Raw genomic sequence first — 26,965 nt, 5'->3', positions numbered from 1 at the left:
AATAATTCATGGATTTCCTGTCTTTTTCACCACCTGATCGAGCTTGCCCACTAAATCCTCCGCGCGCAGATGGGTGTAGCGCTTGAGCATCTGCATCGACTTGTGGCCGCTGATGGCCGCGACCTCCTGATCGGACAAGCCTGCTTCCACAAAACGGCTGACGGCTTCGTGGCGCAGATCGTGAAAGCGAAAGTCCGGCACGCCGGCATCCTTCTTGATGCGCGTCCAGATCGGATTGAACTGGTAAGCCCGGCGCTTGTTGTCACGTCCAGGCTCACCGAAAAAGATCAGGTTGGTATCAATGGGGCGCACCGGATTGTTCAGCGCTTCACGAAACAGCCGGGTTGCCTCGACCGTCAGAGGAACGGTACGCGACATCGTGTTTTTCGTTTCCTGGAGACGCACCACGCGCCGGTCAAGATCGACCTGGTTCCGGCGCAAGCCTGTGATCTCCGAAGAACGCATTCCTGTTTCGAGCGCGATGCGCACGATCCAGCCGAGCATTGGGTTCGAGTGAGCATCGACCGCCGCCATCAGGCGGGTTTCTTCTTCTCGCGTGAGCCGTCGATCCCGCCCAGGGCTTGGCGCTGGACGGCGAATGCTTTGCACGGGGTTGTAGGTCAGGCCGATCCCCCATTCCTTGATCGCCACGTTGAACAGGTGGCCGAGCAATGCGAGATCGAGACGTACCGTGTTGGGCGAACGGGGCTTGGGGGCAGGCTTGCCCTTGGCGTCCTTGCGATCCAGGCCAGCGAGCCGGTCGTCGCGGTACTTGGCGATCAGCTCCGGTGTCAGTGCGGCCAGCGAATACTTGCCCAGGTTCTGCATCAGCGGCTTCGCGTGTCTCGCGTCGCTGTCGGCCGATGCCGGGCGCTTGGTTGGTGAGATTTCGGATAGATAGCGCTTGAGCGCGTCCTCGATGGTCATGCGCTCGGACGGCGCACGTTGGATATAGACGCCGCGCACCATTTCGTCTTCGGTGCGCCGCGCCCAATCCTCGGCGTCGCGTTTGGTGCGGAAGGTCTTGGCTGTGGCCGGCCATCCCGTCTTGCGGACGAGCGCTTTCCACGTGCCTGAGGGTGTCTTGACGATGGTCGCCATTCGGTTGCTCCAGAACAGGGCTCGTGTACCGCCACTGTACCGAAACTGTACCGACGCGCCAGCGCAAGCAAAGATGGTGGGCCCAGCAGGACTTGAACCTGCAACCAACGGATTATGAGTCCGCTGCTCTAACCAATTGAGCTATAGGCCCTTTTTGCTTTTTTGATGGGGCGGAAGGGTGGCCACCCCGCTCAATTCTGCCTCGCCGATCTGGCCTCGATCAGTGGATTATGAGTCCTCTGCTCTAACCGTTGAGCTATAGGCCCGTATGTCTGGCAGCGAGATGGCGAGCATGTCGGGCCGTGCAGCGGACGCGAAAGTTTACCTGTCTGCGCGTCACCCTGTCTGCTAGGCGGCCGGTGCGCGCAGCGATCCATGCTTGACCGCGCGCTCGTGCATCGGCACCCACGACAAAAAAGCCCAGCGGTGGCTGAGCGTTGCGTATCAGATTTCAGAGTTCCGTCTCGCCGCCGCTCTGCAGACGCCTTTTACCGACCGGTGCACCCGAGCAGATTGCAGCACGGAGTGGAGCTTGGCGATGCCGAAGCTGGCCTGGTCAACGGTCGATCACAGCGCCAGCAGCGCCATGTGTGCGTGACCGCTGGGAGCCGTTGGCGCAATCATGGCACTCACTACACTGTGGCGGGCACGATGATCGCGGTAACGCGCGGGTGACGTTGGGAAACGCGGCCTAGAAACAGCCAGCAGAACCTAGCAATCCCGAATCACCCATCCCCAATCCCCGTGTCTCAGGCATCCGTCGTCTCGAACTGCCCATCGACCAGCTGGCGACCCGCACGAAATCCGTGCGCGATGGCCTCCTGATACGTCTCATAGCCCGGCCCGCGACCGGCGATGCGTGGCTGACGCCTACCGCCGAGCGCGTACACGTCCACCCATAGCGTCCAGTTGGCATCCGGGGAAGCCTGCTCGACGCGTACGCGGATCTCGTGCTCGTGGTACGTGGTGGTTTCGAAGCGGCGTTGCCTACTCATAAGACGATCCCGTTTCCATTCGTCCGCCAACGTAGAAGTCGTGGTCAGAACGTGACGTGAGGTTTGCAGAAACATCTGTTTAATGTTGCGTGACCGTGTGGCTTCGTCTCCATTGCGTGAACGCCTCGATGCCCACCTCACCGGTTCGCGGTGCATTGCACGCCGCTGCAGCCTAGGGCCAAGCATAGCCAACTGCCTGGGCCACAACACAACAGCCCCGCATGAGCGGGGCTGCTTTGTGATCACTGCACGGGTACGACTGAGGTATCAGTCGATATCCAGGAACGAGCGCAGCTGTTCCGAGCGGCTCGGGTGACGCAGCTTGCGCAATGCCTTGGCCTCTATCTGACGAATCCGCTCGCGGGTGACATCGAACTGCTTACCGACCTCTTCCAACGTGTGATCGGTGTTCATATCGATACCGAAGCGCATGCGCAGCACCTTGGCCTCGCGCGGGGTGAGGCCGGCCAACACGTCACGCACCGTCTCGGAGAGATTGATGTTGGTGGTGTTGTCGATCGGGGACTCCACATTGGTGTCCTCGATGAAGTCGCCCAGATGCGAATCCTCGTCGTCGCCGATCGGGGTTTCCATCGAGATCGGCTCCTTGGCGATTTTCATCACCTTGCGAATCTTGTCCTCGGGCATGTCCATTTCCTTGGCCAATTCCTCCGGCGTCGCCTCGCGGCCAAACTGCTGGAGCATCTGGCGGGAAATGCGGTTCAGCTTGTTGATCGTTTCGATCATGTGCACCGGGATACGGATGGTGCGCGCCTGATCGGCGATCGAACGGGTGATGGCCTGACGGATCCACCACGTTGCATACGTCGAGAACTTGTAACCGCGACGGTATTCGAACTTGTCCACGGCCTTCATCAGGCCGATGTTGCCTTCCTGGATCAGGTCGAGGAACTGCAGGCCGCGGTTGGTGTACTTCTTGGCAATCGAGATCACCAGACGCAGGTTGGCTTCGACCATTTCCTTCTTGGCCTTGCGCGCCTTGGCTTCGCCATAGGCCATCGCACGGCTGATCTCTTTGATCTCGCCCAGCGTCAGATAGCTGGCCTTTTCCATCTCCATCGAGCCCTGCTGCTCGGAGATGATCTGATCCTTGACGTCGCGCAGCGCCGACGACCACTTCTGCTTGCGCTTGAGTGCATCTTCCACCCATTCTAGGTTGGTCTGATTGCCTTCCCAGGAGCGGATGAAATCCTTGCGCGGCATGCGGGCCACGGTGGTGGCCAGGTGCAGCACCTTGCGCTCGTGGTCCTTGATGCCGTTGACCACGCCACGCAGCTGGGTGACCAGCGCGTCGGTCAGCGGCAGCGGCAGCTTGAGCGTGGTGAAGATGGCGGCCATGTCTTCGCGCGCCTTGACCACCAGCTTGTGCTCGGCGCCGTTCTTGGCATAGACCTTCTTGAACTTGGCGTATTCGTTGGCCAGGTTCTGCATGCGCGTGGCGACTTCAACCGGGTCCGGACCGGTCGGGCCGACCTCTTCTTCGGCGGCGGCGTCATCGCCGTCTTCGTCGTCGTCTTCATCCAGCGCATCCTCGTCGACAGCGACGGGACCAGCGGCAGCCAGCGCGGCGGCGGCGGCGTCGGCTTCTTCGATCAGGTCGTTGAAGCCGACCACGATCTCGGCCAGACGCTTCTTGCCTTCCTTGTGCGCTTCGTAATCGGCCAGCAGCATTTCGGTCGACAGCGGGAACACGCCCAATGCTGCCTGGACCTGGCTCAGGCCTTCTTCGATGCGCTTGGCGATGGCGATTTCGCCTTCGCGGGTCAGCAGCTCGACGGTGCCCATTTCGCGCATGTACATGCGCACCGGGTCGGTGGTGCGGCCACCTTCGGTGTCGAGCGCGGTCAGCGCGGCGGCAGCTTCTTCGGCGGCGGTGTCGTCAACCTCGCGGTTGCCGGTGTTGCCATCGTTGAGCAAGAGGGTTTCGGCATCGGGTGCAACTTCATGGACATCGATGCCCATGCCGTTGATCATGCTGATGATGTCTTCGATCTGCTCCGGGTCGACGAGGTCGTCGGGCAGATGGTCATTGACTTCGGCGTAGGTCAGATAGCCCTGTTCCAGGCCCTTGCTGATCAGTAGCTTGATGTCGGATTGCTGGGCAGGACGTTCGTTGGCCATGAGTGCTCGCGCCACCGGCTTTGAGATTGGAAAGAGAACCTATCATTATACCAGCGTGAAGCCCGGTCTGCCGGATTCAAGACGGGACCGCTGGTGGACGTAGTGTCTCTAGGGTCTGAGAAGAAAGGTCACCGGGCCATCGTTGACCAGGTCGACAACCATATGGGCACCGAAGCGCCCCGTTTCCACCCCGCCGCGATGTTTTTCGCGACAAATGTCCACCAATTGATTGAACGCCCGTTCAGCCTCTTCGGGCGGTGCCGCGGTGCTGAAGCCTGGGCGGTTGCCAGAGCTGGTGTCCGCGGCCAGGGTGAACTGGCTCACCAGCAGCAGGCCGCCGTTGGTGTCGGTGAGTGAGCGATTCATCTTGCCGGCGTCGTCGCTGAAGACGCGGTAGCTGAGCAGGCGCTCGGCCAGGCGCCGGGTTTGCGCGTCGCGGTCGCCGGGCTCCACGCCGATCAGCGCCAGCAGCCCGGGGCCGATCTGCCCGACGATCCGGTCATCGACCGTGACGCTGGCGCGGGTGACGCGCTGGATCAGTGCAAGCATGGGCATTCTCTGGCAGCAAACTGTTCCGCGCAGCATGCCCAGCGCTGCCGGCACTGTCACGCGCGGGTCTTCGCCGGCCGCGCTGTTTAGAATTGCGCGAATGACACCTGACGTTCGCGCTCGCCTGTTGTACGCCACCGCCGCCACCGTGGGCCGCCTGCCGTGGCCGCTGCTCAAGCGCCTGGCCGACAGGCTGGCCTGGAGCTGGCGCAAGCTCAATGCACGCGAATCACGCGTGGCGCGCCGCAATCTGGAACTGGCGTATCCGGAATTGAGCGCCGAGCAGCGCGCGCAGTTGCACGCCAAGATCCTGCAATCGACCGCGCGGCAGACGCTGGAAGTGCTGCGCACCTGGACCCACCCGCCAGCGGAGAATCTGGCCCGCCTGCAGCGCAACGGCCAGGAGCTCTACGACGCCGCACTGGCCTCCGGGCGTGGAGTCATCGTGGCGGCGCCGCATTTCGGCAACTGGGAACTGCTCAACCAGTGGCTGTCCGAGCGTGGGCCCATCGCGATTGTCTACCGGCCGCCGGAGTCCGAGGCGGTGGACGGTTTCCTGCACCTGGCGCGCGGCGGCGACAACGTGCGCCAGGTGCGTGCCGAAGGCCCGGCGGTGCGGCAGTTGTTCAAGGTGCTCAAGGACGGCGGCGCGGTCGGCATCCTGCCCGACCAGCAACCGAAGATGGGCGATGGCGTGTTCGCGCCGTTCTTCGGCATTCCGGCCTTGACCATGACCTTGGTCAACCGGCTGGCCGAGCGGACCGGGGCGATCGTGCTGTACGGCTGGTGCGAACGCGCTGGCGACGACCTGCAATTCGCGCTGCATGTGCAACCGGCCGACCCCGCGGTGGCCGATGCGGATCCGGTACGCGCAGCCAGCGCGCTCAACGCCGGCATCGAACAGATCGCCCGGCGCGACCCGGCGCAATACCAGTGGACTTACAAGCGCTACACCCTGCGCCCGCCGGGCAGCGGCGAGGCCAACCCGTATGCGACCGAGCGGCATCCGCATTGAGTGCAGCGCCACAGCGGCCTCGTTGCTCCGCCCTGCCTGTTGGTTCAAACGCAGTTGGGGATGCGACCCAGGCGTCACGAGCAGTCGTCAAGTAGGTGCGCACGGCGCGCTCAGAACCGCAGTGTACGAGCGGTACATGCCGATTCCGAGCACCGGCCGCGCCCGCCTGGCACCTGCGCAGTCGTCTTGGTAACCGCACCTAGTCGTCGTGCGGATCCGCAGGCGTGGCCAGAATGCGTTGATAAAACGCCAGGTCCAGCCAGCGCCCGAACTTGAAACCGGCCTCGCGCACGGTGCCGGCATGGGTGAAGCCGAACTGTTCGTGCAAGGCGATGCTGGCCTGGTTGCTGGCATCGATGCCGCCCACCAGCACATGCACGCCGCGCGCTTGCGCCGCTGCGATCAAGGCTTGCAGCAACAAGCGCCCCAGACCCTTGCCGCGATGATCGCAGTGCACGTAGATCGAATGCTCGACGCTGTACTTGAACGCCGGCCAGGCGCGAAAGGTGCCGTAGCTGGCAAAGCCCATCAGGGTGCCGTCGGCGTCCTCCACGCCAATCACCGGAAAGCCGCCCGCCTGTTTGGTGGCGAACCAGCCGACCATGCTCTCCGGCGGCCGTGGCCGGTAGTCGTACAGCGCATTGGAAGTGGCGATGGCTTCGTTGAAGATGTCCAGAATGGCGCTGGCGTGGCGCGCTTGACTGCAATCGACAATGTGCATGGGGCCCGATAAACGTGGAGGTCGCCCGATTAAAGCATTGCCAGGCGCTGAACGACGCGGGACACGGGCAACCAATCGGCACATGCCGCACCACTCAATCGGCAGCGGCTGGATGCAGCGTTCTACCCGGTCGTGGCGACTGCCTGTTGCCAGGCGCGCGACAATGGGCAGACGCCATCATGCAGTGACCGCGGCGGCGTCCGCCTTGAAGCGGCCGTGGCAGCCCCCATTTGGAGTCGTGAATGAGCAGGCCCATCCCCTCCCCCAGCGCGCAGAGCTTCGGCGACCCGGCGGCCATCCGCTGCGAGCGCGCCGCCTCCGAGCTGCGTGCCGGGCGCCCGGTGCTGCTGACGGCGGCAGATGGGCAGGCGCGTGCGGTGCTGGCACTGGATAGCAGCACGGCGCAGTCGCACACCGCCTTCGCCCGCGCCGCGCAGGCCCGCCACTATCTGTTCGTGACGCCCACCCGCGCCCAGGTGCTGGGCTTGCGCGCGCCGCAGGGCGCGCGCGTGCGCTTGAGCGATCACAGCTACGACCAGATCGCCGCGCTGGCCTACCTGCGCGACACAACGGTGCCCACGCAGTGGACGGCCGGCGATGCGCTGGATGCCGGTGGCGTGGAGATCGCACGGCTTGGCCTACTGCTGCCGGCACTGCTGGCGGTGGAACTGCGCGATGTGCACGACCATGCCGCGTTCGCCGGCTGCCAGTCGCTGGCACTGGGCGATTTGAGCCGCGGCTGCGCCACGTCCGCGGCCGCCGGCTACGAGTTGGTGACCCGCACCCCGGTGCCGTTACGCGGCCTGGGCATGAGCGAATTCGTGGTGTTCCGCGGCGGCGTGGCGCAGCGCGACCAGCTGGCCATCTTGGTCGGCCAGCCGGACCTCATGAGTGCCGTGCCGGTGCGTGTGCATTCGTCGTGCCTGACCGGCGACCTGTTCGGCTCGCTCAAATGCGATTGCGGCGACCAGCTGCGACACGGCCTGGCCAAGCTGAAAGAACTCGGCGGCGGTGTGCTGCTGTACCTGGATCAGGAAGGCCGCGGCACCGGCATCGCCGCCAAGATGCGCGCCTACGGCTATCAGCATGCTGGCCTGGACACGATCGATGCCGACGCGCAGCTGGGCTTCGGCCCGGACGAGCGCCGCTACGGCAGTGCGGTGGCGATGCTGCAAGGGCTGGGCATTGGCCGGATCCGGCTGTTGACCAATAACCCGGCCAAGGCCGAGCGCCTGCGCGCGGCAGGTATTGCGGTCGAAGACCGCATCGCAATCACCGGCGACATCACCGCGGAAAACGAGCAGTACCTGCGCACCAAGGCCGCACGCGCAGGCCATGCGCTGGATGTGGATGCGTTGATCCTGGCCGCGCAGTAGCGCGTCCGGCGCGAGTGTGCCTGTGGTCGGCTCGGCGGCCAGCTATGCTTGCGAACCGCTTCTGCAGGCTAACCTCGTGCACGACGCTCCACCGCCGCACCCCGCTGTCATCGTCGAGCCTGATTCGGCAGAACCGCCAGCCGCGAGCCAGTGGCAGTCGCTGCCGCGACGCGGTGCGTATGTGGCGGCGGTCAACGGCACGCTCGGCGGCGGATGTGCGGGCCTGATCGCAGGCGGCGTCACGGTTGCCTGGCTGCACGCCTGGCATCAGTGGCCGGCGGTGCTGGGCGTAACTGCGCTCATCGCCCTGCTCGGCGCCTGGTTTGCAGTCAAACGGCACCGACTGACGCACTGGAAGCTCGATCAGCATGGTCTGGCGCTACAGCGGGGACATCTGTGGCAAAGCGATACGCGCGTTCCGATCTCGCGCGTGCAGCACGTGGACCTGCGCCGCGGGCCGATCGAACGCGCTACCCGCCTGACCACGCTGGTGGTGCATACCGCCGGCAGCCGCCTCAATGCCGTGGCGCTGTCTGGGCTGGATCAGGACGATGCCGAACGCCTGCGTGATCGCCTGGCCCGCCAGCTCGATCACGACGACGACGCGCTATGAGCGCCATCGAGCACCCCGGCAACGACGAGCAGCGCCTGCATCCGTTGTCGTGGGTGTTCGTGTTGCTGCAACAGATCCGTCAGTTCCTGATTCCGCTCGCCGCGCTGGTCCTGTTCGGCAGCCGCGAGGGCAGGAGCGATTTTGCCGACCAGATCGCCACCGGGGTGGTGGTTGCGGTGCTGGTGGCGATTTCGGTGCTGCGCTACGTCACCTACCGCTACCGGATCGGCAGCGATGGCGTGGCGATTGGCAGTGGTCTGCTGGAACGCTGCCGACGCGATATTCCGTTTGCGCGCATCCATAACGTGGTGGTGCATCAATCGCTGCTGCACCGCCTGGCCGGCGTGGCCGAGGTCCGCCTGGAATCGGCCGGCGGCCACAAGCCGGAAGCGGAGATGCGCGTGCTGCGTTTGGATCAGGCGCTGGCGCTGGAAGATCTGATCCGTCGCCGAGCGACGGGCGCAGACGCCACCGCGCCGCAGATCGACGAAGACAGCGGCAGCTTATTGCGCCTGCCGATGGCCGAGGTGATCCGGCTGGGGCTGATCTCCAATCGTGGCATGGTGGTGGTGGCCGCCAGCTTCGGCGTGATCTACCAGATGATTCCGCGCCGCACGGTGTCCACCTTCGTCGAGCACAACGGCGAACTGGCGTATCGCTACGTCAGCCAGATCCATCCCGGTGTCGCGGTCACGGCAACGCTGGTGACGATTGCCACGCTGGCTGTTTTGTTGGCAATGCGCGCGCTGTCGGTGGCCTTGGCGGTGACGCAGTATCACGGCTTCCACCTGAGCGAATCCGAGCGCCGCCTCACCGTAGAGCGCGGGCTGCTGACGCGGATCCGCAGCAGCGTGGCATTGCGGCGGATCCAGTCGTGGACGTTGTACGAAGGCCTGCTGCACCGTCTGTTCGGTCGTCGCCAGTTGCGGGTGGACACCGCAGTGGCCGGCACCGCCGATAACGAAGGCAGCGCTCTGAAGGAGCTCGCCCCCATTGCCGACCCGCAGCACTGCGATGCATTGCTGCAGCGCCTGCTGCCCGGTATCGCATGGCCGCCGGCGCAATGGCAGTCGATCGCCACGCATTGCTGGTGGCGATTGAGTCTGCCAACGGCGCTGGTGCTGCTGCCGCTGGTGGCGGGCCTGGCGTGGCAGTTCGGCAGCCAGGCCTTGTGGTTGCTGGCGTGGCTGCCGTGGAGCGCATTCAAGGCGCAGCGCCAGGTGCAACGCATGGCGTATGCAGTAGATGCGCGCTTCGTTGCGGTGCGCGGTGGCTGGTGGAAGCGCTGGTGGCGAGTGGCCGAGCTGGACAAGCTGCAGGCGTTGCAACTGCAACGCTCGCCGCTGGATCGGCTGACCGGCACCGCCACGCTGTGGCTGGATACGGCCGGCGCCAATGCCACCGGCCCGGCATTGCAGGCGCAACTCGGTGCTGCGTTGGCGCGGCGCAAGTTGCGCTGGTGATCAACATTAGCGATCAGTCGTTGCACTGCTCAACATCGGCGATCAGCCGTGGTGCTGAGCGGCTTTGGCAACGCGAGCGATTGCACTGCTCAATTCAATGACGACGACCACGTTCGGCAAGGCGTCGCCGATCATCACCCCCGCGCTCGATACGGCGGATCGTGCTCAGCGTTGCGCCGGTCCCCAGTAGCCCAACTCGCGACGGATCTGCAACCCACGCCACACCGCACCCAGCGGTTTGCGGCGCAGTCCGCCGAGCTTGCCGGCGATGAAGTCTTCGGTCGCGGCGATCACCCGCTCGGAAGACTGCCCGTCGCGATACGGGTGAATCGCATCTGCGTAGCTGGCAAGTGCGCTGCGCAATGCCGCATCCGGCGCCAGCGCGCGCACCAGCTGCTGCGGCAACTGCTCGGCCTGTTGGAAGTCGAGCATGTGCGGCTGCGGCACGCGGTTGCGAAAGGTCACCACCGGTTTGTGCTGCACCACGAACTCGGACACGATCGATGAGGTATCCGAGAGCAATACCTCGGCCGCACGCTGCGCCGCCATGACTTCTTCGGGCTCGATGAAGCGTGCGTTGGCGCCTGCCAGTGCGCGATAGCGATCGAACAACGCCGGAGCGCATTTCGGGTGCAAGGTCAGCAGCCAGTAATGCGCACCGCGCGCGATGTCGGCGGCGATTTCATCCAAGAGCGCAGGCCCCGCGCTCAGCCTCTCGGTGAAGGTGGAGCCGAACAGGATCACCGGCCGCCCGTTCGCTGGCGCGCGCAGGGCGGCGCTGCGCCCACCATCGTCGCGAAAGACCGGGTCGAGCTTGGGCCAGCCGGTTTCCACCACCGCAAAATGGCCCTCGCGCTGCGCCAGCGCGCGGAACGGCGCGGTGGTGGCCGGGCCTTGCGTGCAATACAGATCGAACAAACCCCGCACGCGGAAATGGCCGCGGTTGTCTTCGCGCTTTTGCACATTGAAACCGTGGAACAGCTGCACTTTCGCGCCCGACACAAACGGCGGCACCCAGTTAGCCGCGCTGAAGACCGCCCGCGGGCGCAACACCAGCGCATCGCGCAGGCCGACCTCACGCACGCCGGGCAGCGCCAGCCCGCGCGCACCGCCTTCGAACCAGGCCGACACCGCATGCCCGCAGGCCTGTAATGCCTGCGCCAATGGCGCCAGAATAGGCAGCGCGTAACGCTCCGTTGCGAACAGCAGGTACTCGGCCATCACATGTCCTCTTCGACCGCACCCAACGAACGGCCTCGCATCAGTGCCTGCATTATCGCGTTCAACGAGGCCGATCGCCTACGCAACTGTCTGACCTCGCTGGCGTTCTGCGACGAGATCGTGGTGGTGGACTCCGGCTCGACCGATGCCACTGCTGCCATCGCCAGCGCACACGGCGCGCGCGTGCTGCAGCGCGCCTTCGACGGCTATCGCAGCCAGAAGGCATTCTGCGTGGCACAGGCCAGCCACGACTGGGTGTTGTGCCTGGACGCCGACGAACGCGTCAGCGATGCCCTGCGCGCCTCGATCATCGCTGCGCGCGATGCCGGCTTCACCACTGCTGCCGGTTACCGCTTCGCCCGCCTGTCCGACTACTTCGGCCGCTTCCTGCGCCACGGCAATGCATATCCGGACCGGGTGCTGCGCTTGTTCGATCGTCGCCGCGGCGGCTGGCGCGGCAAGCGCGAGATCCACGAGGCGGCCAGCGTGGATGGCGCCGTGGCGACACTGGCGGGCGATCTGATCCATTACCCGTACCGCTCGCTGATGCAGCAACTGGCCAAAACCCAGCGCTACGCGCAGATGATGGCCGAACACGAACACGCACGCGGCAAACGCGCCACCTGGAGCAAGCTGGTGCTGGCACCGGCCTGGCGCTTCTGGCGCGGCTATCTGTTGCGCGGCGGCTTTCGCGATGGCTGGCATGGACTGATCTACGCCTACGTGCGCGCCAACTACGTACGCCAGAAGACCATCATGTTGTGGCTACTGCAGCACAACCAGCCAGTGCAGGACCCAGCACGTGCCACGGATCAGCGCAGCGAGTAAGTTCGGATAAAGCCGTCGAGCGCGGCCGTGCAGCGACTACGAACGGCGCGAACGCTGCATGGAGACCGGCCTGTCCAAGTGACGCAGGCCGCGTCAGCAATGGCTGCACATTCTGCTTCTGCGCATGTCGTTGATCAGCCACTCGAAGCGTATGCCGCTCGCGCATGCGCAACATGCAGCGGATGGATCATCCGCCGCTACCGGCTGCTCGCCACACTCAGCTCGGTCTGTTGCGCCTGCCGCGCCGCCAGACCCACCAGCACGCCGACCATGGCCGTGTAGAAGCTCGCCGCCACCTGGTGCGCGAACATCGATTGGGTCAGCCCGCACAAGGCATAACTGATCACGAGCATCACCCCGGCCGCCGCCGGGCCGCGAAACTGCTGCTGCCCGCTGCGCCGATGCAGTCGCGCAAACACCCACAGCGGCACGCCGTAGACGGCGATCAGCAGCAACAGGCCGGGCACGCCCTGGGTGGCACTCCATTCGGCCAGATCGTTGTGCGCGTGCCCCAACTGGCAACGGAACAACGACGGGTCGGCGGCACAGGCTGGCAGGTCGTGCATCGCATCGTCGAAACGACCAACGCCCACACCGGTCAACGGATGCGCCTTCAGGGTGTCCCAAGCCACATGCAGGCGTTCGATACGTGCACCAGCCGACGAATCGGTGTCGCCCACTTCATAACGTTGCAGGTCGCTCTGTAATTCGCCCAGGCGCATCTGGTCGGTCAGGGCCGGCACGCTGAGTGCGACACCCACCGCCAGCACCGGGCCGCCGATGAAGGTCAGCAAGCGCACGCGTGCGCTACGCCAAGGCGCACCCCAGATCAGCACGCCCAGCGTCGCCAGCAGTGACAACAACACCCCACGGCTGCCGCTCAGCACGATCACCACCACGGTCGCGATCGCCGCGCCCAACAGCCAACGCACGTTGCCATCCGGGCGGCAGAACACGCCCACCACCAACAACATCAGCGCGATGTCGGCAAACACAATGGCGTTGGTGAAGCCTTCGGCGCGACCGGCACCATTCATCACCTGCAGCAGCGCGATCAACATGGCCGCGAATACACCGACCAATGCGCCGCGCCACAGCCATATCTGACGCGGCTGCAACGCATACGCCCACAGCGCCGCCCATGGCAGCACCAGGAAGCGCGAGCGGTTGCCCACATCGCGCAGCCCGTGTTCGAACAAGGCAATCGACAGCAACGATATTGCAATCACCGCCACCGTCAGCCAGCCCACTGCGCGCAACGACCAGTCGCGCGCAGCAATGCCGTCCCGCAGGTGACGCCCACCCACCAACGAACCCAGCAGCAGGCACAGACCGAACGGCAGCAGCCCGCTCGGCATGCTGACCACCAGCGCAGTCAATGCGAAGGCGCCCAGCTCGGCAATGCGTACGCCTGCCCGCGAGGTCGTCGGGGCAGAAGGCGACAGCGAAGCAGGTTGGGTAGGCAAGGAATTCATCTAGAGATCGGTGGAAAAGTAAGGCAACGCAGTGGCCGGGCTTCGGCAACGCCGGCCAAGCTAACGATGCGACGCATGAATCCCTGCTAGACAGCTGCTGGCAGTTGCATGCTTTCCGCGCCGATGACGCCTGCCACGTGCGCGCACTTGTGGGGTCCGACGGCTCATTCGGTGTCCAGGTTGCCCTGCTCCTTTGCTTCCACCGCGCGCTCGCTGGAGCTGGCCACGCACTCGCCGCGCACCGCGTCGGCCGGCACCAGCCACCAGCGCCGGCGGTTGGCCACGCCCACCAACTGGCTGCGGCTACGATCCACGCAGGCCAGCAATGCGGTCTCTTGCGCCATCAGCCAGCGCTGGCCAGGTTGTTCTGCCTGCCAGGCCACGCCACGCTGCAATTGCGTTTCCCACGGGACCTTGAAGCCGAAGGTCTGCGCCGGGCGGTCGGCCATCAGCAGGTTCTGCTCCTTCCATGCCACCAGCCCGAGTTGCGCATCCGGGCCGATGCGGCGCCCGGCCTGGCGCATCACCGCGCCGGCCGAACTGGAATCGTTGAAGATGGGGTAGCAGACCAGCCCGAACGCCACCCACCACGCACCCAGCAACGAAACCACCGCGAACGCGGAGCGGCGCATGCGCATCAGCAACAGGCTGGCGATGCCCCAGGTCCCTACCGCGAGCAGCAGCCAGCCCAGCGGGTCGGTGGCCTCGTTGCCCACCCCGCGGCTGTCCATGATCTTCTGCTCGAAGCCCGGATGCCCGATCAGCATCGCCGCACCACCCGCGCTGAACACCGCTGCCAGCAAGAGCCCGAATCCGAACAGCAGCCGCTGCACGCCAGCCCGACGCAGCAGGCCGGGCACCAGCGGCGCCAGCGCCAGGCAGACCATCGGCAGCGCCGGCAGGATGTAGACATCGCGCTTGCCGCTGGGGATGGTGAAGAACACCAGCACCAGCAGCCACCAGACCAGCGGCAGCAGATAGCGCGGGTCGCGCCGCTTGAGCCGGCGTCGCCATGCGGGGATCGCCCACGGCAGCAGCAGGATGGTCGGCAGCCACATCGTGGCCATGCTTTGCAGGTGGTACCAGACCGGCTGCGCATGATCCCAGGAGCTGGCATAGCGCTTGGCGGTCTGGCGCAGCAGGATGTCGTTGAGATACACACGGTATTCGGGCTGGCCGGCGGTGAGCGCGGTCACCATCATCGGCACGAACCACAACGCGATCGCCACGAAGAAGAACAGCGGCCCCAACCAAAAGCGCCGATCGCGCACATGCACGCGCACACCCGGCCAGCCGCGCGCCGCGGCCATCCCGGCCGGGATCAGCATCAGCAGCGCGATGATGCCCACGACCTTGGTGATCACACCCAGACCGGCGGCGAACCAGCCTAGCGTCCACCAGCGCCAAGCCGGACCGATCAGCAGATGGCGCAGCAGTCCGTAATTGGCCAAGGTGATCCAGAACACCACCAGCGGGTCGATTTGTGCCTTCTTGGCCTGAAAGGTGAAGTGCAGCGTGAACAACAACATCCAGGCCGCATAGAGGCCAACGCGCCGGGTCCACAGGCGTCGGCCCAGATCGTAGACGCAGGCCAGCGTGCCCAGCGCGGCCAGCAGCGACGGCAGCAGGAACGCCACCCGCCAGTTGCCCAGCAGCGTGTAGAACAGCGCCTGCAGCCACATCAGCATCGGTGGCTTGTCCGAATACAGTTCATTGCCGCGATGCGGGAACAACCAGTCGCCGCTCAAGACCATCTGCTTGGCGACCAGCGCAAAGCGCGGCTCGTCCGCCGGCCATGGGTCACGCAAGCCCAAGCCCGCGCCGATCAACAGCACGGCGGTCATGGCCAGCAAGCAGACATCGTTGGAAGCGCGGTTCTTGAGCATGTCGGGCGGCAGTCGGAGGCGGAGAGTGGAGCGCTGGACGCCGCGCGCGGTCAGGAGGCTTTTAGCAAAAGCGCGTAGAAAAATCCGTCGCAGTGCTGCTCGCCTGGAAAGCGCTGACGCCCGGGCCCGGCTGCATGCCCGAACTGCGCACCCAGGGGCTGCGCCTGTGCGTCAGGGGTGCGTTGCAGGAATGCGTCGACCTGGGTCTGGTTCTCGCGCGCCAACAGCGAGCAGGTGGTGTACAGCAACTGCCCACCCGGGCGCAGCGTGCGCCAGGTCGCATCCAGCAGCCGCGCCTGCAGCGCGCACAATGCATCGATATCGTCGGCACGCCGGTGCAGCAGCACATCCGGTTGACGCCGCACTACGCCGGTGGCCGAACAGGGCGCATCCAGCAACACCGCATCGAACGGTTGGCCGTCCCACCATGCATCCGTGTCGGCGGCGTCGGCTGCCTGCAATGCGACCTGTGCGCTCGGCACGCTGCGCTGCAAGGTCTGCTGCACGCGCTCCAGGCGACGCGCATCCACATCAAGCGCGGCGAGCTGCAACCCGGGATGGCGTTCCAGCAGATGCGCCGCCTTGCCGCCCGGCGCGGCGCAGGCATCTAGCACGCGTGCCGACGGCGCCAGCGTCAGCGCATCGGCCACCTGCTGCGCAGAGCCGTCCTGCACCGAAACATCGCCGTCGGCAAAGCCCGGCAACTGGCTCACCGGCACGGCGCTGTGCAGGCGCACCGCATCCGGCAACACCACGTCTGTCTGCGCGCTAATGCCCAGTTCGGCCAGCCGTGCGACGTAGGCCGCCGGGTCGATCCGCGAATGCTGCACACGCAGCCACATCGGCGCCATCTGCGCACTCGCGATAAAAATGCCTTCTGCACGCTCGCCCCAATCGGCGCGCACCTGCTTGCGCAGCCACGACGGCCAGCCGGCATCATCCGATACCGCCGGAAACCCTTCGCGCTGGGCGCGTCGCAAGATCGCGTTGACCATGCCGGCCTGACGTGGCCGGCCCAGCGCGCGGCATGCATCCACGGTGGCCGACAACGCCGCGTGCGCGGGAAGTTGTAGCACGTCGAGCTGGGCGAAGCCGACCATCAGCAGCGCCTTGAGTTCTGCATCGCGGGGCGGCAGCGGCCGTTCCAGCCATTGCCGCAGCGCGACGTCATACGCCGGGCGACGGCGGATCACCGCAAAGCAGATCGCCTCCACCAGTGCGCGGTCGCGCGGATCGCCGATACCGGGCAAGGTCGCAGCCAGTTCGGCTTTCAGCGAGCGGCCCTGATCGAACACGGCGGTCAGAACGCGTGCGGCGGCCAGGCGCGAGGCGATGCCGGCGGCGGTTGAGGTCTCGGCCGACATCAGCGCAGCGCCAGCAGGTCGCGCCGCGCGTTGAGATAATCGGCGGCGGTGATCGCCTTGCCCCCCTCGCGCTGGAGCACCCGCACCCGCAGCGCACCCTGACCGCACGCGATGTCGATGCCCTGCTTGCTGGCCGCCAGCAGGCTGCCGGGCGGCTGCTGATGCGCCAGCTCCAACGCGACTGCGCCATGCAGTCGCACGCGCTCGCCAGCCAGGATCGCCTCGGCCACCGGCCACGGGTTGAACGCCCGCACGCGCCGCGCCAGTTCCTGCGCCGGCTGCGCCCAATCCAGCCGCGCCTGCGCCTTGTCCAGCTTATGCGCATAGGTCACGCCTTCAGCCGGCTGCGGTTGCGCCACCGGACGGATGCCGGCGCGCAGCAGGCCCAGGCCGTCGGACAATACCTGCGCCCCCAACGCAGCCAGGCGGTCGTGCAGCTGGCCGCCGGTTTCCTGCTCGCCGATCTCGATGCGCTGCGACAGCAGCACCGGGCCGATATCCAACCCGGCTTCCATCTGCATCAGGCACACCCCGGTCTCGGTATCGCCGGCCTCGATCGCGCGCTGGATTGGCGCCGCGCCACGCCAGCGCGGCAGCAGCGAGGCATGCACGTTCCAGCAGCCATGGGTTGGCACAGCCAGCACCGCATTGGGCAGAATTAATCCGTAGGCCACCACCACCATCAGGTCCGCATTGAGCGAACGTAGCGTCGCCAGCGCTTCGGGCGAACGCAGCGTCTGCGGCTGGAACACCGCAATGCCGCGCGCAATCGCCTCGATCTTGACCGGCGAGGGCGTCAACCCGCGGCCGCGCCCGGCGGGCCGATCCGGCTGGGTGTAGACCGCCACCACCTCATGCCGCTGCGCGGCAGCGCGCAACGAAGCGACAGCGAAATCCGGCGTACCGGCAAAGATGATTCTCATAGAGCTGGGATTCGGGAGTGGTGAGTGGGGAGTCGCAACGGCGGGGGTGTTGACCGGGGCGAGAGTAATGTAGAGCTGAGAGGTGGAAGCGGGATTCGCGCCGGAAGATTCGGCACCCCGCCGCCAGAACCTGCGTAATCCCTCATCGATCGAGCGCACTGCGAAGCGCGAGCCGCAACCGAGAATGTGGTGCTGGCAGCGGCTTATCAATCACGCATCCCGCATCCGAAGTTCGAGGGCCATCTGCCCCCGGACGTGGCGCACTAGCGATCCGCCGGCATAGCCATGAGATCGCACCAAGATGAGCGCTCAACGATTTGAAACCAGCAGACTCAAAGACCAGCAGTAACCCGCTTTTGCAAACCCCAAATCCCGACTCTCCAATCCCCGCCCTCAAGCCACATGCTTGCGCTGTTTGGCCAGCTTCTTGCGCACCATTTCGCGCTTGAGCGGCGAGAGATAATCTACGAACAGCTTGCCGTCCAGGTGGTCCATTTCGTGCTGGATGCACACGGCCAGCAGCCCGTCGGCATGCAGTTCCTGCGCCTGGCCCTGGCGGTCGAGATAGCGCACCGTGATCGCATCGGCGCGGCTGACATCGGCATAAATGCCGGGTACCGACAGGCAGCCTTCCTGACACAGCTGCTCGCCCTGCTTGCTCACGATTTCCGGGTTGACGAACACCTGCGGCAGATTCTTCTCGTCGCTGACGTCGATGACCATGAAACGCTTGTGCACGTCCACCTGACTGGCAGCCAGGCCGATGCCCGGCGCCTCGTACATGGTCTGGAACATGTCATCCAGCAGCGCCTGGAACGCCTGGCTGGCAAGCTCGGCAGAGTCGACCGGCAAGGCCTTGGTGCGCAGCCGCGGGTCGGGAAACTCGAGAATTGGGAGCAAAACCATGGGGTTACCCGTCTGGAAACACCGGCGCTGCGCCGGCAAGACGGTGTCATTCTAGCGCAATGCTTGCGTGGCGCCCCTGTTTCTGGACTATAGTGCACGGACCTGTTGGGGAATCAGGCAAGAAGGTACTCAATGTTAATCCGACTTCGTACGGTCGTTGCTGCGGCGATGTTGACCGTCGCGACCTACGCTGCCGCGCAAGCGGTGGGCGAGCATCCAGACACCTATGTGGTCCGCAAGGGCGATACCTTGTGGGACATCGCTGGGCGTTTCCTGCAAAAACCATGGCTGTGGCCGGAAATCTGGCAAGCCAATCCGCAAATCCAGAATCCGCACCAGATCTATCCGGGCGACGTGATCAGCCTGGCCTACCTGGACCGCGTCGGCAAAGGCACGATCCAGCCCGGCCCGCGCCAGGAAGCGCCGATCAATGCCATTCCATTGGCGGACGTCGAGCCGTTCCTGAAAAACCTGCGCGTGGTCGACGACTTTGATCGGCTGCCTTACGTTGTCGGCCTGGAAGGCGGGCGTTCGCGCGCCACCACCGGCCAGGTCGCCTACGTGGTCGGGCTGGAAAACGCTCAGCCGGGCCAGCGCTTTGCGGTGGTGCGCCCGACCGTGAAGTTCAGTCTGCCCAAGCACAACGAAGACCTGGACGCGGCCGGCAACATCACCGCCGGCTCCGGCAACATCTGGAAGAGCTTCATCGCGCCGAGTAAGCGCCGTGAGTTCCTCGGCTATGAGCTGGCGCAGGTCAACATTGGCACCATCACCCGCAGCGCAGCGGGCGGCAACTCCAAGGCGGCGACGTTGCTGCTGCAGGACAGCGGCCGCGAAGTGCGGGCCGGCGATCGCATCGTCGCGGTCGAAGCGCAGCCGTACGACCTGCAGTTCATCCCGCATCCGCCGTCGGAACAGGCGCTGCAGACCGAACTGCGGGTGCTTGCCATCTCCGATGCCTTCATCGTCGGCGGCAGCCGCGATGTGATCGCCATCTCCGGCGGCGCCCGCGAAGGCATCAACAACGGCACGGTGTTTTCGATCTGGCGCAAGGGCCGTACCGTCAGCGACCGCGTGAAGCACTCGCGCTTCTCGCGGACCGACGACGATTTCAGCGGCCCGTCCGGCTCCACCGTCGGCCTGCCCGACGAGTACGCCTCGCATGCGATGGTGTTCCGCACCTTCGACAAGGTCAGCTATGCGCTGGTGATGGAAAGCGTCAAGCCGACCGGCCTGGGCTATTTCGTCAAGCATCCTGACGCGCAGTAAGCGAAAGTTCCGATGCATCAACGCGACGGCGCCCGAGGGCGCCGTCGTTGTTTGCGGCCTAACCTGAATGCATGGCCCTGATCGCTCCCGACGTACGCGCACTCCTGATCCTGCTGCTGGCAGGTGGCCGCACCCCACCGCGGCGAAAAATGCTGAACTCGTTCAGATCAGCCGTTGAGAGCCTGGCAGCCGGACCTGAGGCGTGGCGTTTTGCCGGTTGTGATGAGGCGCAATCTGCACTGCTGCAAACCCCTGATCCGCATGCGCTGGACGCGGCGTTGCGTTGGTGCGAGCAACCCGGGCACCACCTGATTGGCTGGCACGACCCGGATTACCCGGCCTTACTGCGCCATATCGCCAACCCGCCAATGGCCTTGTTCGTGGACGGCGACCCCAATGCGCTCTGGCACCCGGGAGTGGCGGTGGTCGGCAGCCGCTCGGCCACTGCCGGCGGCCGCGATCACACCCGCGCATTCGCCTCCAGCCTGGCAAGCGCAGGGCTTAGCATCGTCAGTGGCATGGCCGCAGGTGTGGACGCGATCGCGCATGAAGCCGCATTGGCCCAGCGCGATTGCATCACCGTGGCGGTGGTCGGCACCGGTACCGATGTCGCCTATCCCGAGCGGCACCAGGGTTTGCGCGATCGGATCGCTGAATCAGGCGGCGCGGTGGTCAGCGAGTACCTGCCAGGCACCGCCCCGGTCGCGGCGCACTTTCCGGCCCGCAACCGCATCATCGCCGGGTTGGCACTGGGGACGCTGGTGGTCGAAGCGGCAATGCGCTCGGGTGCACTCATCACCGCCCGGCTGGCGGCCGAAGCCGGACGCGAGGTGTTCGCCCTGCCCGGCTCCTTGCACAATCCGCTCGCGCGCGGCTGCCATCACCTGATCCGGCAGGGTGCCACGCTGGCGCAGGAGCCCGCACAGGTCATCGAGGGACTGGGCCAGCTGTCGGGCGAATTGGCCAGCGCCTTGCGCGAGCGCCTGGCGGCCCCCACTGAATTGCCCAGGAAGACAACGGCCGGCGCTGGTCCAGCCCGTTCCGATCCCGACTACCAGCGCTTGTGGCAAGCGCTGGGCCATGACCCAACCCCTATGGATTCATTGGTGCAGCGCACCGAATTGACGGCCGCCGCGCTGTCCTCCATGCTGCTCATCATGGAACTTGAGGGAGACGTGGTCACCGAGCACGGTCGCTATACCCGCAATCCTTAGTTTCTTCACCTCCACAGCGTCCCGCGACGCAGGCCGAGGGCAATGAAAGAGAGCATTCTCGATGTATTGCTGTACCTGTTTGAACATTATTTCAGCGAAGACGCGGACCTGGTCCGTGACCGTGACTCACTTCAAAATGGCCTGATCCAGGCAGGTTTCAGCCCCGCAGAAATCAGCAAAGCCTTCGATTGGCTGGACGCGCTCTCCGAGCAGCGGCCCAGCGTCGCGCGCCCGCATGTCGATGGACCGGTGCGTATCTATCACGGGCAGGAGCTGGACAAGCTCGATGTGGACTGCCGCGGATTCCTGCTGTTCCTCGAACAACACCGCATTCTCGACGCCGATCAGCGCGAGTTGGTACTGGACCGCGCCATGGCGCTGGATCAGGACGAACTGGATCTGGACGACCTCAAATGGGTAGTGCTGATGGTGTTGTTCAACCAGCCAGGTGCCGAGGCAGCCTACGCCTGGATGGAAACCCAGATGTTCCTGGACGAGCCTGAACCCGTACACTGAGTGTTGAAGCCGCCACGGATGTGCGTGCAAGGGGACGGGGATGCGCAGTTGGTATTACGCCGATGTTCACCGCCATCGGCACGGTCCGGTGGCCAAAGACACCTTGCTGGGCCTGTATCGTGATCGTGTGATCGCCCTGGATACGCTGGTCTGGCGCGCAGGGCTGGACCCCTGGTTGCCGCTGTCTGCCTGTGCCGACACGCTTGGCCCACCCGTTGCCACGGATGTGCGTGCGGCTGCGGTTCCGCCGCCGTTGCCGCGTGCTGCGGCACAGCCGCCGCTTACCTATTGGTCCGTAGCACCAGCGCAGCCGCGCAGTAACCGCCCTGCCTGGCCGCTGGTTGCAGTGCTCGGCGCGGTGGTCGGCGTCTTTGTGCTAGTCGGCGTGATCGGCATGCTCGCCGCGATCGCGTTTCCGGCTTACCACGATTATTTGGGCCGCGCCAAGTTGGCCGAGGTGATGGCTGAGTTGACGCCATTAAAGCCGCAGATCGCCGAATTTCTCGCGAGCGAAGGCCGCTGCCCGGTCAATGGCGACCCCGGCTTCAAGCCACCCGAGCAGTACGCGAGCGAGCGGTTGAGCAGCTTGCGCATCGGCCGTTTCGACAGCAGCGAATGCGGTATCGAAGCGCTCATCCATGCGCCCAGGTCGGCCAAAATCGATGGCAAGGCACTGTGGCTGGAGCTGGATGCAGATGCCGGCAGTTGGCACTGCAGTTCCGAAATCGACGATACCCAACTTCCACCTAATTGCCGCGGCTGACCGCCTGCTGCATGCCGATTGCTACACGTTAAGGAGACAACATGACACAGTGGTATTACGCCGACGCACAGCGGCAGCGCCAGGGGCCGGTGGACACGGACACGCTTCGCAGGCGTCTGTCGCAGGGCATCATCGACCGTTCCAGCCTGGTATGGCGCGAGGGCCTGGCACAGTGGGTGGCGCTGCACGAGGTCGCAGCCGAGCTGGGTCTGGACAGCGCGGTGTGGGCGACGACCGAGGCCAGCGGGCCGACGCCTGCGGATGTGCCGAGCGAAGCGCCATTGTCGATTGCGCATTCCGGCGACAGCGCCTCAGCCACCGCGTCGCCAGCTGCGACCTCACAGCCACACGACCACGCTGCGGAGACATCGCCGTGGCCGCCGGCAGTGACTGGCGGCGGCATCGCCAGTGTTAATGATGCTGCCGCGACTGACCGTGCCGATGACCACCAAACCGTCGACTCCCCAGGACACCTGCCACGCGACCAAGGCCCATCATCGGATGCGTCGGCGTGGTCCACCGCGCCGATAGACGCGGCGGCCACGCCGCTGACGTCAGGCCCGACCCCAATCACAGCCCAGGACGCGACATCGACACCGGGGTATACCCCGGCAGCGGCGCCCGCACCGCTTCCAAGCGCCTGGGACGCCCCGGCCCTCGCCGCGCCGACCGCAAGCGTCGCGCTGCAGGACGCGCCGGTGGTCTACGCCGGCCTGTGGCGGCGCGTGGCCGCCAGCATTCTCGATAGCCTGATCACCACCGTTGCGGTGTACCTGATCGTGATCCCGCTGGTGTTCGTGGTGGCGCTGGTCACCACGCGCGGCGACTGGGGTTCGGCGCTGGACGCTGGCAGTGCGCTCGGCATCGCCATCCTGGTGATGTCCTGCGGCATCGTTCTGGCGATCCCGACGCTGTATTTCGCCTGGATGCAGTCCAGCCGGCACCAGGCCAGCCTGGGCAAGCTCGCCTGCGGCATCAAGCTGGTGCGCGCCGACAGTCACGGTGGCCGCGTCGGATTCTGGCGCAATGTGCTGCGCTATCTGGCCTATAAGTTGATCAGCGTGCTTACCCTGGGCATCGGCGTGATCGTGGCCGCGTTCATGGCCGGCATGACCGAGCGCAAGCAGGCTCCGCACGACAAGGTCTGCGACACCCTGGTCGTGGACCGTTGGGCCTTCACCGAATATCCGGAACGGCAATCCAGGGGTCTGGATACCGTGTCCATCGTGGTTCTGGCCATTTACGCGGTGATCCAGGTGCTGTCGGTGGTGGCCGTGGCTTTCATGCTGGCGGCGATCGGAATGAGCCGGAGCTAGCAATTCACGGCGCTCGTCGCTTGACACGGCGGCGTCCGCGGTGATCTTTCTCATAAGATAACTGAACGCCCGGGAGCACTTCCCGGGCGTTAACGCGTGGGAAACAACCGATCTGCTTCCCTCGACCGGCCAATTAGGCCACGCTACCCGCCCCCCGGGCTCCGCCCCAAGAAGTTGCCACCATGCCCAAGCACCTGCTCATCGTCGAATCGCCCGCCAAGGCCAAGACGATCAATAAATACCTCGGCAAGGACTTCACCGTCCTGGCCTCGTATGGGCACGTGCGCGACCTGGTCCCCAAGGAAGGCGCGGTCGATCCGGACAACAGCTTTGCGATGCGTTACGACCTGATCGAGAAGAACGAGAAGCATGTCGAAGCCATCGCGCGTGCTGCCAAGGGCGCCGACGACATCTTTCTGGCGACCGACCCGGACCGCGAGGGCGAGGCGATCAGCTGGCACATTGCCGAGATCCTGAAAGAGCGGGGCCTGCTCAAGGACAAGCCGATGCAGCGGGTGGTGTTTACCGAAATCACCCCGCGCGCGATCAAGGAAGCCATGCTCAAGCCGCGCGCGATCGCCGCCGACCTGGTGGATGCGCAGCAGGCGCGCCGCGCGCTGGATTATCTGGTCGGCTTCAACCTGTCGCCGGTGCTGTGGCGCAAGGTGCAGCGCGGGTTGTCGGCCGGTCGCGTGCAGTCGCCGGCGCTGCGCATGATCGTGGAGCGCGAAGAAGAGATCGAAGCCTTCATCGCGCGCGAATACTGGTCCATCGATGCGCATTGCCGGCATCCATCGCAGGCTTTCAATGCACGGCTGATCAAGCTGGACGGGCAGAAATTCGAGCAGTTCACCGTCACCGACGGCGACACCGCAGAAGCGGCGCGGCTGCGCATCCAGCAGGCCGCGCAAGGCGTGCTGCATGTGACCGATGTGGCCAGCAAGGAGCGCAAGCGTCGCCCTGCCCCGCCGTTCACCACTTCCACGCTGCAGCAGGAAGCTTCGCGCAAGCTCGGGTTCACCACCCGCAAGACCATGCAGGTGGCGCAGAAGTTGTACGAAGGCGTGGCGCTGGGCGACGAAGGCTCGGTCGGCCTGATCAGCTATATGCGTACCGACTCGGTGAACCTGTCGCAGGACGCGCTGTCGGAAATCCGCGACGTGATCGCGCGCGATTACGGCACCGCCTCGCTGCCGGACCAGCCCAACGCCTACACCACCAAATCCAAGAACGCGCAGGAAGCCCACGAAGCGGTGCGCCCGACCTCGGCACTGCGTACGCCGGCACAGGTGGCGCGCTTCCTGTCCGACGACGAGCGCCGCCTGTATGAGTTGATCTGGCGCCGCGCCGTGGCCTGCCAGATGATTCCGGCCACGCTCAACACCGTCAGCGTGGATCTGTCGGCCGGAAGCGAGCACGTATTCCGCGCCAGCGGCACCACGGTGGTGGTCCCCGGCTTCCTGGCCGTCTATGAGGAAGGCAAGGACACCAAGAGCAGCGAGGACGAGGACGAAGGCCGCAAGTTGCCGCTGATGAAGGCCGGCGACAACATCCCGCTGGACCGCATCGTCACCGACCAGCACTTCACCCAGCCGCCGCCGCGCTTCACCGAAGCGGCGCTGGTCAAGGCGCTGGAGGAATACGGCATCGGCCGTCCCTCCACCTACGCCTCGATCATCCAGACCCTGCAGTTCCGCAAGTACGTCGAGATGGAAGGCCGCAGCTTCCGCCCCACCGACGTCGGCCGTGCGGTATCCAAGTTCCTTTCCGGGCATTTCACCCGCTACGTGGATTACGACTTCACCGCCAAGCTCGAAGACGACCTGGATGCGGTCTCGCGTGGCGAGGCAGAGTGGATCCCGTTGATGGAGAAGTTCTGGGGCCCGTTCAAGGAACTGGTCGAGGACAAGAAGGATTCGCTGGACAAGACCGACGCCGGCAGCGTGCGCGTGCTCGGCACCGACCCGGTCAGCGGCAAGGAAGTCAGCGCGCGCATCGGCCGCTTCGGCCCGATGGTGCAGATCGGCAGCGTGGAAGACGAAGATAAGCCCACGTTTGCGTCGCTACGTCCGGGCCAGAGCATCTATTCGATCTCGATCGAAGACGCCCTGGAACTGTTCAAGATGCCGCGCGCACTGGGCCAGGACAAGGACCAGGATGTCAGCGTGGGCATCGGACGCTTCGGCCCGTTTGCGCGCCGTGGCAGCGTGTATGCGTCGCTGAAGAAGGAAGACGACCCGTATACCATCGACCTGGCGCGTGCGGTGTTCCTGATCGAAGAGAAGGAAGAGATTGCGCGCAACCGCGTGATCAAGGACTTCGAAGGCAGCGACATCCAGGTGCTCAATGGCCGCTTCGGTCCGTACATCAGCGATGGCAAGCTCAACGGCAAGATCCCCAGGGATCGCGAGCCGGCGTCGCTGACGTTCGAAGAAGTGCAGCAGTTGCTGGCCGATACCGGCAAGCCGGTGCGCAAGGGCTTTGGCGCCAAGAAGGCCACGCTCAAGAAGAACGCGGTCAAGGATTCGGCGCCAAAGAAGCCCGCAGCCAAGAAAACCGCGACCAAGACGGCGGCCAGCAAGACCGCTGCAAAGAAGGCGCCGGCCAAGAAAGCGGCTGCCGAGAAAGGAACCAAGCGCGTGGTCAAGAAGACCGTGAGCAAGGCCGCAGACTAAAAGACGCAGCATGACCCACATACTCACCCTGGATAACGCTGTCGCCACGCTGACCCAGGGCGGCGTGATCGCCTACCCCACCGAAGCGGTGTGGGGCCTGGGCTGCGACCCGCGCCAGGAAGCGGCCGTACTGCGGCTGCTCGAGATCAAGCGGCGCCCGGTCGACAAGGGTGTGATCGTGGTGACCTCGCGCGTGGACGTGCTGCGCGACTGGGTCGACATCGATGCACTGGCGCCGGCACGCCGGCAGGACGTGCTGGCCAGCTGGCCCGGCCCGCATACCTGGATCCTGCCCGTCACCGCACGTGCGCCGCGCTGGGTCACCGGCGAGCATGACGGACTGGCGGTACGCATCAGCGCCCATCCGGTCGTGGCAGCGCTGTGCGCGGCCTGGGGAGCACCACTTGTGTCGACCAGCGCCAACCTGGCTGGCGAGCCGCCAGCGCGCAGCCGCGCTGCACTGGAACCGGCCTTGCTGGCAACGATCGACGGCGTCGTGGACGGCGAGGTGGGCGCGCTGGCGCAGCCAACCCGGATCCGCGACGCGCGCAGCGGCCAGATCCTGCGCGACTGAGCGCAGCTGACAAACGAATGCACTGCCACTCGCTGCGTTCGCTCCTGTTCGGTTCCGCAT

At 65.4% G+C, this 26,965-nt stretch carries 23 protein-coding genes, 1 tRNA gene and 1 other RNA gene; 12 read left to right on the top strand and 13 right to left on the bottom strand.

The window, feature by feature from the left end; genetic code table 11:
• Positions 1 to 6 precede the first annotated feature (6 nt).
• The 5 genes from WJW29_RS10195 to dtd form a co-directional block, all read right to left on the bottom strand.
• Positions 7 to 1,101: a site-specific integrase gene (locus tag WJW29_RS10195; RefSeq protein WP_041181948.1), complete on the bottom strand. Its 1,095-nt coding sequence runs from the start codon at positions 1,099 to 1,101 to the stop codon at positions 7 to 9.
• Positions 1,102 to 1,175: 74 nt separating this feature from the next.
• Positions 1,176 to 1,252 (bottom strand) — tRNA-Ile (locus WJW29_RS10190).
• Positions 1,253 to 1,850: 598 nt separating this feature from the next.
• A complete protein-coding gene (locus tag WJW29_RS10185) occupies positions 1,851 to 2,171 on the bottom strand; it encodes a hypothetical protein (RefSeq protein ID WP_011407506.1) in 321 nt (106 codons plus the stop codon).
• 192 nt (positions 2,172 to 2,363) lie between these two features.
• Complete coding sequence (rpoD, locus tag WJW29_RS10180) at positions 2,364 to 4,238, bottom strand: RNA polymerase sigma factor RpoD (protein WP_011407505.1); 1,875 nt, start codon at positions 4,236 to 4,238, stop codon at positions 2,364 to 2,366.
• A gap of 108 nt (positions 4,239 to 4,346) precedes the next feature.
• Positions 4,347 to 4,787, bottom strand: coding sequence for a D-aminoacyl-tRNA deacylase (gene dtd / locus WJW29_RS10175; RefSeq protein WP_011257505.1), 441 nt, complete (start codon positions 4,785 to 4,787; stop codon positions 4,347 to 4,349).
• On the opposite strand from dtd, the gene WJW29_RS10170 reads away from it, so the two are divergent.
• A complete protein-coding gene (locus WJW29_RS10170; RefSeq protein ID WP_011257504.1) occupies positions 4,786 to 5,802 on the top strand; it encodes a lauroyl acyltransferase in 1,017 nt (338 codons plus the stop codon). The genes dtd and WJW29_RS10170 overlap by 2 nt on opposite strands.
• Positions 5,803 to 5,860: 58 nt before the next feature.
• On the opposite strand, the gene WJW29_RS10165 is transcribed toward WJW29_RS10170, so the two are convergent.
• Positions 5,861 to 5,940, bottom strand: a non-coding RNA gene (locus tag WJW29_RS10165) — sX9 sRNA.
• A gap of 61 nt (positions 5,941 to 6,001) precedes the next feature.
• Positions 6,002 to 6,523 carry a GNAT family N-acetyltransferase gene (locus WJW29_RS10160; RefSeq protein ID WP_011407503.1) on the bottom strand — a complete coding sequence of 174 codons (522 nt, stop codon included), beginning with the start codon at positions 6,521 to 6,523 and terminating at the stop codon, positions 6,002 to 6,004.
• Between the two features lie 242 nt (positions 6,524 to 6,765).
• Here WJW29_RS10160 and ribA point away from each other — a divergent pair, with 242 nt between their 5' ends.
• The 3 genes from ribA to WJW29_RS10145 all read left to right on the top strand — a co-directional run bounded on the left by ribA (position 6,766) and on the right by WJW29_RS10145 (position 9,975).
• On the top strand, positions 6,766 to 7,899 hold the full coding sequence (ribA, locus tag WJW29_RS10155; protein ID WP_011257502.1) for a GTP cyclohydrolase II RibA: 1,134 nt from the start codon (positions 6,766 to 6,768) through the stop codon (positions 7,897 to 7,899).
• Between the two features lie 109 nt (positions 7,900 to 8,008).
• Positions 8,009 to 8,512: a PH domain-containing protein gene (locus tag WJW29_RS10150; protein ID WP_042465436.1), complete on the top strand. Its 504-nt coding sequence runs from the start codon at positions 8,009 to 8,011 to the stop codon at positions 8,510 to 8,512.
• On the top strand, positions 8,509 to 9,975 hold the full coding sequence (locus WJW29_RS10145) for a PH domain-containing protein (RefSeq protein ID WP_011257500.1): 1,467 nt from the start codon (positions 8,509 to 8,511) through the stop codon (positions 9,973 to 9,975). The genes WJW29_RS10150 and WJW29_RS10145 overlap by 4 nt, the downstream gene beginning before the upstream one ends.
• Positions 9,976 to 10,140: 165 nt before the next feature.
• On the opposite strand, the gene WJW29_RS10140 is transcribed toward WJW29_RS10145, so the two are convergent.
• Positions 10,141 to 11,199 (bottom strand): UDP-N-acetylglucosamine 2-epimerase, encoded by a 1,059-nt coding sequence (locus WJW29_RS10140; RefSeq protein ID WP_011257499.1) that lies wholly within the window; start codon positions 11,197 to 11,199, stop codon positions 10,141 to 10,143.
• Between WJW29_RS10140 and WJW29_RS10135 the strand changes: the two genes are divergently transcribed.
• Positions 11,200 to 12,024 carry a glycosyltransferase family 2 protein gene (locus tag WJW29_RS10135; protein WP_011257498.1) on the top strand — a complete coding sequence of 275 codons (825 nt, stop codon included), beginning with the start codon at positions 11,200 to 11,202 and terminating at the stop codon, positions 12,022 to 12,024. It begins immediately after the preceding gene.
• Between the two features lie 197 nt (positions 12,025 to 12,221).
• On the opposite strand, the gene WJW29_RS10130 is transcribed toward WJW29_RS10135, so the two are convergent.
• The 5 genes from WJW29_RS10130 to def all read right to left on the bottom strand — a co-directional run bounded on the left by WJW29_RS10130 (position 12,222) and on the right by def (position 18,578).
• Positions 12,222 to 13,499, bottom strand: coding sequence for an O-antigen ligase (locus tag WJW29_RS10130; RefSeq protein WP_011257497.1), 1,278 nt, complete (start codon positions 13,497 to 13,499; stop codon positions 12,222 to 12,224).
• A 164-nt stretch (positions 13,500 to 13,663) separates the two neighbouring features.
• Positions 13,664 to 15,385, bottom strand: coding sequence for a glycosyltransferase family 39 protein (locus WJW29_RS10125; RefSeq protein ID WP_011257496.1), 1,722 nt, complete (start codon positions 15,383 to 15,385; stop codon positions 13,664 to 13,666).
• Between the two features lie 50 nt (positions 15,386 to 15,435).
• Positions 15,436 to 16,749: a 16S rRNA (cytosine(967)-C(5))-methyltransferase RsmB gene (rsmB, locus tag WJW29_RS10120; RefSeq protein WP_011407500.1), complete on the bottom strand. Its 1,314-nt coding sequence runs from the start codon at positions 16,747 to 16,749 to the stop codon at positions 15,436 to 15,438.
• A complete protein-coding gene (fmt, locus tag WJW29_RS10115; protein WP_011257494.1) occupies positions 16,749 to 17,672 on the bottom strand; it encodes a methionyl-tRNA formyltransferase in 924 nt (307 codons plus the stop codon). Before fmt ends, rsmB begins: the two co-directional genes overlap by 1 nt.
• Positions 17,673 to 18,065: 393 nt before the next feature.
• Positions 18,066 to 18,578, bottom strand: a complete 513-nt coding sequence (def, locus tag WJW29_RS10110) for a peptide deformylase (protein WP_011257493.1) — start codon at positions 18,576 to 18,578, stop codon at positions 18,066 to 18,068.
• 132 nt (positions 18,579 to 18,710) lie between these two features.
• Between def and WJW29_RS10105 the strand changes: the two genes are divergently transcribed.
• The 7 genes from WJW29_RS10105 to WJW29_RS10075 all read left to right on the top strand — a co-directional run bounded on the left by WJW29_RS10105 (position 18,711) and on the right by WJW29_RS10075 (position 26,905).
• Positions 18,711 to 19,847: a LysM peptidoglycan-binding domain-containing protein gene (locus WJW29_RS10105; RefSeq protein ID WP_011407499.1), complete on the top strand. Its 1,137-nt coding sequence runs from the start codon at positions 18,711 to 18,713 to the stop codon at positions 19,845 to 19,847.
• 71 nt (positions 19,848 to 19,918) lie between these two features.
• Positions 19,919 to 21,061, top strand: coding sequence for a DNA-processing protein DprA (gene dprA, locus WJW29_RS10100; RefSeq protein ID WP_011257491.1), 1,143 nt, complete (start codon positions 19,919 to 19,921; stop codon positions 21,059 to 21,061).
• Between the two features lie 42 nt (positions 21,062 to 21,103).
• Positions 21,104 to 21,577 carry a DUF494 family protein gene (locus tag WJW29_RS10095; RefSeq protein WP_011257490.1) on the top strand — a complete coding sequence of 158 codons (474 nt, stop codon included), beginning with the start codon at positions 21,104 to 21,106 and terminating at the stop codon, positions 21,575 to 21,577.
• Positions 21,578 to 21,617: 40 nt separating this feature from the next.
• Complete coding sequence (locus tag WJW29_RS10090; protein ID WP_041181947.1) at positions 21,618 to 22,340, top strand: pilin; 723 nt, start codon at positions 21,618 to 21,620, stop codon at positions 22,338 to 22,340.
• Between the two features lie 41 nt (positions 22,341 to 22,381).
• Positions 22,382 to 23,656, top strand: coding sequence for an RDD family protein (locus tag WJW29_RS10085; RefSeq protein ID WP_011257488.1), 1,275 nt, complete (start codon positions 22,382 to 22,384; stop codon positions 23,654 to 23,656).
• A 182-nt stretch (positions 23,657 to 23,838) separates the two neighbouring features.
• Positions 23,839 to 26,331 carry a DNA topoisomerase I gene (locus WJW29_RS10080; RefSeq protein WP_011257487.1) on the top strand — a complete coding sequence of 831 codons (2,493 nt, stop codon included), beginning with the start codon at positions 23,839 to 23,841 and terminating at the stop codon, positions 26,329 to 26,331.
• A 10-nt stretch (positions 26,332 to 26,341) separates the two neighbouring features.
• Complete coding sequence (locus WJW29_RS10075; protein WP_011257486.1) at positions 26,342 to 26,905, top strand: Sua5/YciO/YrdC/YwlC family protein; 564 nt, start codon at positions 26,342 to 26,344, stop codon at positions 26,903 to 26,905.
• The last annotated feature ends 60 nt before the right edge of the window (positions 26,906 to 26,965 follow it).

It is taken from the genome of Xanthomonas sp. JL1 (assembly GCF_038405005.1).
This window is presented reverse-complemented; position numbering and strand designations above follow the sequence as displayed.